At 66.6% G+C, this 6,731-nt stretch carries 5 protein-coding genes; 4 read left to right on the forward strand and 1 reads right to left on the reverse strand.

The features are described 5' to 3' along the window. Nucleotides 1-511: short-chain fatty acyl-CoA regulator family protein (locus DBR23_RS20680; protein WP_146191389.1), on the forward strand; the 511-nt coding region annotated here is incomplete at its 5' end. Between the two features lie 33 nt (nt 512-544). Here the strand turns inward: DBR23_RS20680 and DBR23_RS32155 are convergent. Beyond that, nucleotides 545-667, reverse strand: coding sequence for a hypothetical protein (locus DBR23_RS32155; protein ID WP_255581814.1), 123 nt, complete (start codon nt 665-667; stop codon nt 545-547). A 115-nt stretch (nt 668-782) separates the two neighbouring features. Between DBR23_RS32155 and DBR23_RS20685 the strand changes: the two genes are divergently transcribed. From DBR23_RS20685 to DBR23_RS31345, 3 genes are all read left to right on the forward strand, one after another. Next, nucleotides 783-3,878, forward strand: coding sequence for an EAL domain-containing protein (locus DBR23_RS20685; RefSeq protein WP_108499450.1), 3,096 nt, complete (start codon nt 783-785; stop codon nt 3,876-3,878). 140 nt (nt 3,879-4,018) lie between these two features. Beyond that, complete coding sequence (locus DBR23_RS20690) at nt 4,019-5,083, forward strand: diguanylate cyclase (RefSeq protein WP_108499451.1); 1,065 nt, start codon at nt 4,019-4,021, stop codon at nt 5,081-5,083. Nucleotides 5,084-5,344: 261 nt separating this feature from the next. Then, on the forward strand, nt 5,345-6,731 hold a 1,387-nt coding region (locus tag DBR23_RS31345; protein WP_233250621.1), incomplete at its 3' end, for a chromosome segregation SMC family protein.

Here is a 6,731-nt window from a genome sequence, read left to right on the forward strand (position 1 = left end):
CCGCCTGTCCACGCTGCAACGCCCCAGCGCGCGCGGCGTACCGTTCTTCTTCATCCGCGTGGACCGCGCGGGCAACATCAGCAAGCGGCAGTCGGCCACACACTTTCACTTCAGCAAGATCGGAGGCACCTGCCCGCTGTGGAACGTGTACGAGGCTTTTGCCCAGCCGGGCCGCACCGTGCCGCAGGTGGCGCGCATGCCCGATGGCCGCGCCTACCTGTGGGTGGCCCGCGCGGTGTCGCGCACTGGGGGCGGGTGGGGCGTGCCGGGCAAGGAGTTCTCGGTGGCACTGGGCTGCGACATCCGGCATGCACCGCAGCTGGTGTATTCCCGTGGGCTGGACCTGGCCAACCCCGAGGCCGCCGTACCGATTGGCATGGGCTGCAAGGTGTGCGAGCGCGATGCCTGTCCGCAACGCGCGTTTCCGCCCATCGGGCGGGCGTTGGATGTGAATGAAAACCGCAGCCGTTTTGCGCCGTACCCCGTGGCGCCAGGGGCAGTCGTCGGGTAAACCCGTGGGCGTTCTGGTGGCGAAATATGCTCATCATTTCATAGCTTGTGAGGTAAGTCGCTGTGGCGCTAGAGGCACTTTTTTCTTAAATTTTTGGCCGTAACCAAATGTTGGCTCCACAGCGGCTGGATTGCCGCTATCCTGCGCAATTTGCATGGTGTCTGGTCGGCTCCCCGGCCAGCAAAGCAAAGGCACGTCTCTGACTTCTTCCACTGCTTCCCCGCTGGCTGCCCTCGCACCCCCAAGCCGCTATCGGCATTGGGTGGCGGGCATGGGTGTGGCCGTTCTGGGGTTGGTGGTGAGCCTGTGGCTGGCGCAACACCAGGCCGCGTCGATGGCGCAGATCGAAGAAGCGCGCTTCACCCAGGAGACGCGGGCGTTTGCCGAGGCGCTGAGCCAGCGCATTGCCGGTCACACCGAGGTGGTCAACGGCCTGCGGGGTCTGTTCACGGCCAACCCCCGCTTGTCGCGCCTGGACTTTGAACGGGCCGCCAGCGAGATGGAGGTGGGCCAGCGCTACCCCGGCGTTCGCAACCTGTCTTTCACGCGCTGGGTGCCTGGGCGTGAGCGCGAGGCCTACGAGGCCAGGGTGAGGGCGGACACTTCGTTGTCACCCGACGGCTTGCCCCAGTTCAAGATCCACCCACCCGGCGAGCGTGCCGAGTACTTTGTGGCCGAGTATCTCTGGCCCATGTTCGGCAATGAAGGGGTGCTGGGCCTGGATATCAGTGCCCAGCCCGCCAACCTGGCCGCCATGCGCTACAGCCGTGATAGTGGGCAGACCGTGGTGTCTGCCCCGTTCGATCTGCTTCAGGAGACAACACATCGCGCAGGCATCGTCATCCGCGTGCCGGTGTTCGACCCCACCGCCGGCACGGCCGAGCAGCGTTTTGTGGGAGCGGTGGCGTCCACCCTGCGGGTCTATGACCTGGTGCAGGGGCTGGGCAGCCAGGGGTTTCTGAACGGCATCGCTGTCGCCATGGCGGACCTGGGGCCGGTGCGTCCGGACTCGGGCGATGCCATGGTGCGCCCCCTGCTGGAGCAGACGGCCTCGGGCCTGCCCGGTGTGCGGCCCCTGGTGCGTGAGCTGGGTGTGCATGACCGGCGCTGGCAGCTGACCTTCTACCCGACCCGGTCGTTCCTGACGGCGTCGGAAACGCGCTTGCCGTGGCTGGCCGGGCTGGCGGCCGCGGTGGTGTCGTTGTTGCTGGCTTCCGTCGTGGCCCTGCTGGTGCGCCAGCGCACCCTGGCGCTGGTGCGCGCCCAGCTGTCCGACGATGCCCGGCGCGAGAGTGAGGAGCGGTTCGGTGCGCTCTTCAACCAGGCCACCGTGGGTGTCGCACAGGTGGACTCGGCCACGGGCCAGTTTGTGCGCGTCAACCAGCGCTACGCCGACATCCTGGGGTACAGCCCGGAGGAAATGGTGGGCATGACCTTTCAGAGCCTCACCCACCCCGATGACCTGGCAGCGGACATGGCGCAAGTGAGGCGGCTGCAGAGCGGTGATGTGCCCGAGTACCGGCTGGAAAAACGCTACATCCACAAGGACGGGCACGAGGTCTGGGGCGACCTGACCGTGTCGTCGATGTGGGCGTCAGGCTCCGCGCCCGGCCACCACATTGCCGTGGTGCAGGACATCACTGCGCGCAAGCGCATGGAAGAAAACCTGCGGGCCAATGAACAACGCCTGCGCAGCATTCTGGAGCGCCTGCCCATGGGCCTGTGTCTGGTGCAGGACGATGGGCTCATCAGCTTTCGCAACCAGCGGTATGTCCAGATCTGCGGCTACACGCAGGAGGAGGTGCCCGACACCGACACCTGGTGGCAGCGCGCCTACCCCGACGCTGCGGAGCGCGATGCGATCCGCCAGAGGCTGCTGGACACCAGGCACCTGGGCGTGATCCCGCTGGCCGAGTACACGATCCGCTGCGCGGACGGCAAGTACAAGCCGGTGGAGATCTCCGGCATTTTTGTCGAGGGGGGGCGCCTGATCACCATGCAGGACCTGAGCGAGCGCAAAGCCGCCGAGGAAGAGATCAACCAGCTGGCCTACTACGACCCGCTCACCCGCCTGCCCAACCGCCGTCTGCTGATGGACCGGCTGCAGCAGGCGCTGGCCACCAGCGCGCGCCACCAGCGCAGTGGTGCACTGCTGATGCTGGACCTCGACAACTTCAAGACGGTGAACGAAACCCGGGGCCACGACCGGGGCGATGCCTTGCTGTTGCAGGTGGCGCACCGTTTGCGCGGCTGTGTGCATGAAGACGACACCGTGGCCCGACAGGGCGGCGACGAATTTGTGGTGGTGCTGGAAGACCTGGGCGACAGCCCCGAGGAGGCCGCAGCACGCGCCGAGGACGTAGGTCAGCGCATCCTGGGTGTGCTGCGCGAGCCTTACCAGATCGACGGCGCTGCGCACCACAGCTCGCTGAGCATGGGTGTCACCATCTACAGTGGCACGCGCGAGACCGTGGACGAGCTGCTCAAGCGTGCCGACCTGGCGCTGTACCAGGCCAAGAACGCGGGGCGGGACACCTTGCGCTTTTATGACCCCCAGATGCAGGCTGCGGTCAGCGCCCGCGCCACGCTGGAGCTGGACATGCGGGTGGGCCTGGCCCAGGGCCAGTTCGAGCTGTACTACCAACCCCAGATCGACCACGGCCGCATTACCGGGGCCGAGGCGCTGCTGCGCTGGCGGCACCCGCGCGATGGATTCATCTCGCCCGCGCATTTCATCCCGCTGGCCGAAGAAACCGGCCTGATCCTGCCGCTCGGCGAGTGGGTGCTGCAGGCAGCCTGTCGGCGGCTGGCCGCATGGGCCCAGCAGCCCGACCTTGCCTTGCTGAGCCTGGCCGTGAACGTGAGCCCACGGCAGTTCCACCAAAGCGGCTTTGTTGCCCAGGTGCTCGCGGCGCTGGCGGGTGCGGGGGCCGACGGCAACCAGCTCAAGCTGGAGATGACTGAAGGCCTGCTGCTGCAAGACGTGGAAGACACCATCGACAAGATGGGCCAGCTCAAGGGCTACGGCGTGGGCTTTTCGCTGGACGACTTTGGCACGGGCTATTCGTCGCTGAGCTACCTCAAGCGCCTGCCGCTCGACCAGCTCAAGATCGACCAGAGCTTTGTGCGCGACGTGCTGACCGACCCCAATGACGCGGCCATTGCCCGCACCGTGGTGGCACTGGGCACCAGCCTGGGCCTGCGCGTGATTGCGGAGGGCGTGGAGACCGAGGCGCAGCGCGAGTTTCTGGAGCGCCACCACTGCCACGCCTGGCAGGGCTACCTGCTCAGCCCCCCCGTGGCAGTGGCGGAGTTTGAGGCGCTGGTGCGCCGAACCAATGGCGCCCTGGATGGGCGCCTTGGATGACGCGGGGCGTGCGGCGTGCGGCGGGCGCAGGGTGGCGTGTGTTGCGCGGAGTGCAGGTGGCAACACGCCGCCGGAAACCCTTTGCAACCGCGGTCTGGCTGCGCCACCTATGATGCAGGCGCTCCACCGCTGCCGCCTTCATGTTCTTCAAAAAGCCTTCGCCGCCCGCACCCTCGCCATTGACGCAGGGCTTTGACGCGCAGCGCGAACGCTCGGTGATTGCCGAGATGCTGCTCAAGCGCTCGGCCAAGCTGATCCTGGGGCGCAGCGAGCTGGAGATCATTCGCGGGGTATGCCAGGCCATTGTGGATGTCTCCAGCCACATCCGCCTGGCCTGGACCTGGTTCGGTCCGACCGACACGCACACCATCCGCCCGCAGGTGTTTGCTGGCCCGGCGGCGGCCTATGCCGAATCGCTGAACATCGAACGCAACCTGCTCACCCGCATTGGCCCTGCCTTCACCACGCTGGACGGCAAGTCTGCGGGCCCTTTCACGGTGTCGCAGTTTTCGCCGTTTGGGCCCTGGCGCGACGCAGCCCGCCACCACGACATCCACCACGTGCTGGCCTTGCCCATCGCCTCCACCTTCAATGGCTACAGCGGCATCTTTGTGCTGTATGCCGACCGTGATGGCTACTTTGATGAAGTCGGCGTCAGCCTGTTTGCAGGGCTGGCCGAGCTGTTCGGCTCCCTCATGACTGTGGCCGCCGAACGCCAGGAATTGCAGCGCGCCGCCTACCACGATGCGCTCACCGGGCTGCTCAACCGCCATGCGGTGGACCTGATCGACCGGCGCGTGTACCGCGCCTCGCTGTTTGAGCCCGTCTCGTCCATCCTGTTGATGGACCTGGACCGGTTCAAGAGCATCAATGACCGTTTTGGCCACGACGCGGGCGACAAGGCCCTGCAGGCGGTGGCCCGGGTGCTGACCGACACCTTGCGGCGTGGCGACGAGATCATTCGCTGGGGCGGCGAGGAGTTTCTGGTCTGCCTGCCGCAGACCGCGCTGCCCGACGCACTGAAGGTGGCCGAGAAACTGCGCCGCGCGGTGGAGAGCATCACCGATCCCGAGCAGCTCACCGTGTCGATTGGCGCGTGCGAAATCTCTGCACTGCAGCACCTGCCCCAGGCGGTGGCCCGCGCAGACGAAGCCCTGTTCCAGGCCAAGTCGGGTGGGCGTAACCAGGTGTGTGTGCTGCATTGACGTTGCCCGCTTTTGGCTATCAAATTTGATAGCAAACAAGCCATATCACACTAGCGCATCAGGCCATTTTTGCCGATTTTTCGCCTGCGCCGTGCCCCCAGGCGCCACCCACGGCCCCCGAGGCCGGGGGGCGGGCAGGCGGCGCGGTATCATTCCGGCCTTGCCCACACCCGGCCCTGCCGGTGTGCTTTACGCCGGGACTGCGCACCGGCGCCCTGGTTGACCCCCGCGTCCCTCCTGCATTTATCCGCCTTCTGATCCGTGCGTCTTACCTCGATCAAGCTCTCTGGCTTCAAGTCGTTCGCTGAACCCACCAACTTCATGCTGCCTGGGCAACTGGTGGGCGTGGTGGGCCCCAACGGCTGCGGCAAGTCCAACATCATGGACGCGGTGCGCTGGGTGCTGGGCGAGAGCAAGGCCAGCGAGCTGCGCGGCGAGAGCATGCAGGACGTGATCTTCAGCGGCACCACCACCCGCAAGCAGGCCAGCCGCGCCAGCGTGGAGCTGGTGTTTGACAACTCCGACCACCGCGCAGGCGGCCAGTGGGGCCAGTACGGCGAGGTGGCCGTGCGCCGCGTGCTCACGCGTGACGGCACCAGCAGCTACTTTCTGAACAACCAGCCCGTGCGTCGGCGCGACGTGCAGGACGTGTTTCTGGGCACGGGCCTGGGGCCCCGCGCCTACGCCATCATCGGACAGGGCACGATCAGCCGCATCATCGAAAGCCGCCCTGAGGAACTGCGCCTGTTCCTCGAAGAGGCTGCGGGCGTCTCCAAATACAAGGAGCGCCGCCGCGAGACCGAAAACCGCCTGTCGGACACGCGCGAGAACCTCACGCGGGTCGAAGACATCCTGCGCGAGCTGAACGCCAACCTCGAAAAGCTCGAAAAGCAGGCCGAGGTGGCCGCCAAATACAACACGTTGCACGCCGATGCGACGCTCAAGCAGCACCAGCTGTGGTTCCTGAAGCGGGCCGAGGCCGAGGAGCAGCAGAACAAGGTGCGCCTCGATGGCCTGCAGGCCGTGAATGACCTCGAATCGCGCATGGCCGACCTGCGCGCGGTCGAGTCGGACCTCGAAACCATCCGCCAGGCCCACTACGCCGCGGGCGACCAGGTCAACCAGGCCCAAGGCAAGCTCTACGAAGCCACAGCCGAGGTCGGCAAGCTCGAAGCGGAGATCCGCTACGTGGTCGAGGGCCGCCAGCGCGTGGAGCAGCGCCTGGTGCAGCTGGCAGAGCAGATCGCGCAGTGGCAGACCCGCAAGGAAGAGGCCGACATCGAGCTGGAAAACCTGGCCGGTGCGGGTGTGGACGCTGAAGAACGCGCCGAGCTGCTGGCTGCCCAGGTCGAAGAACAAGCCATGCAGCTGCCCGACCTGGAAGAGGCCCTGCGCCAGGCGCAAAGCCGCACGGCCGAGCAACGGACTGCCGTGGTGCAGGTGCAGCAGCAGATTGGCGTACTCGCTGCCGAGCAGCGCAGCTTTGACGAGCAAAGCCGCCAGCTCGACGCCCGCTTCGAGCGCCTGCGCACCGACCGCAATGCGCTGGCCGCGCCTGACGAAGCCCGCCTGACCAACTTGCGCGAGCAGCTCGAAGAAGCGCAAGAGATCGCCGAAACCACCGCAGCCCGCCTGCACGAGCTGCAGG

The organism is Acidovorax sp. HMWF018, from assembly GCF_003061035.1.
GTDB lineage: Bacteria > Pseudomonadota > Gammaproteobacteria > Burkholderiales > Burkholderiaceae_C > Acidovorax > Acidovorax delafieldii.

What these genes read in the sequence shown, in the direction of transcription:
- DBR23_RS32155 (WP_255581814.1), bottom strand. Translation starts at nt 667, where the DNA reads ATGCAAATTGCGCAGGATAGCGGCAATCCAGCCGCTGTGGAGCCAACA.
- DBR23_RS20685 (WP_108499450.1), top strand. Translation starts at nt 783, where the DNA reads ATGGGTGTGGCCGTTCTGGGGTTGGTGGTGAGCCTGTGGCTGGCGCAA.
- DBR23_RS20690 (WP_108499451.1), top strand. Translation starts at nt 4,019, where the DNA reads ATGTTCTTCAAAAAGCCTTCGCCGCCCGCACCCTCGCCATTGACGCAG.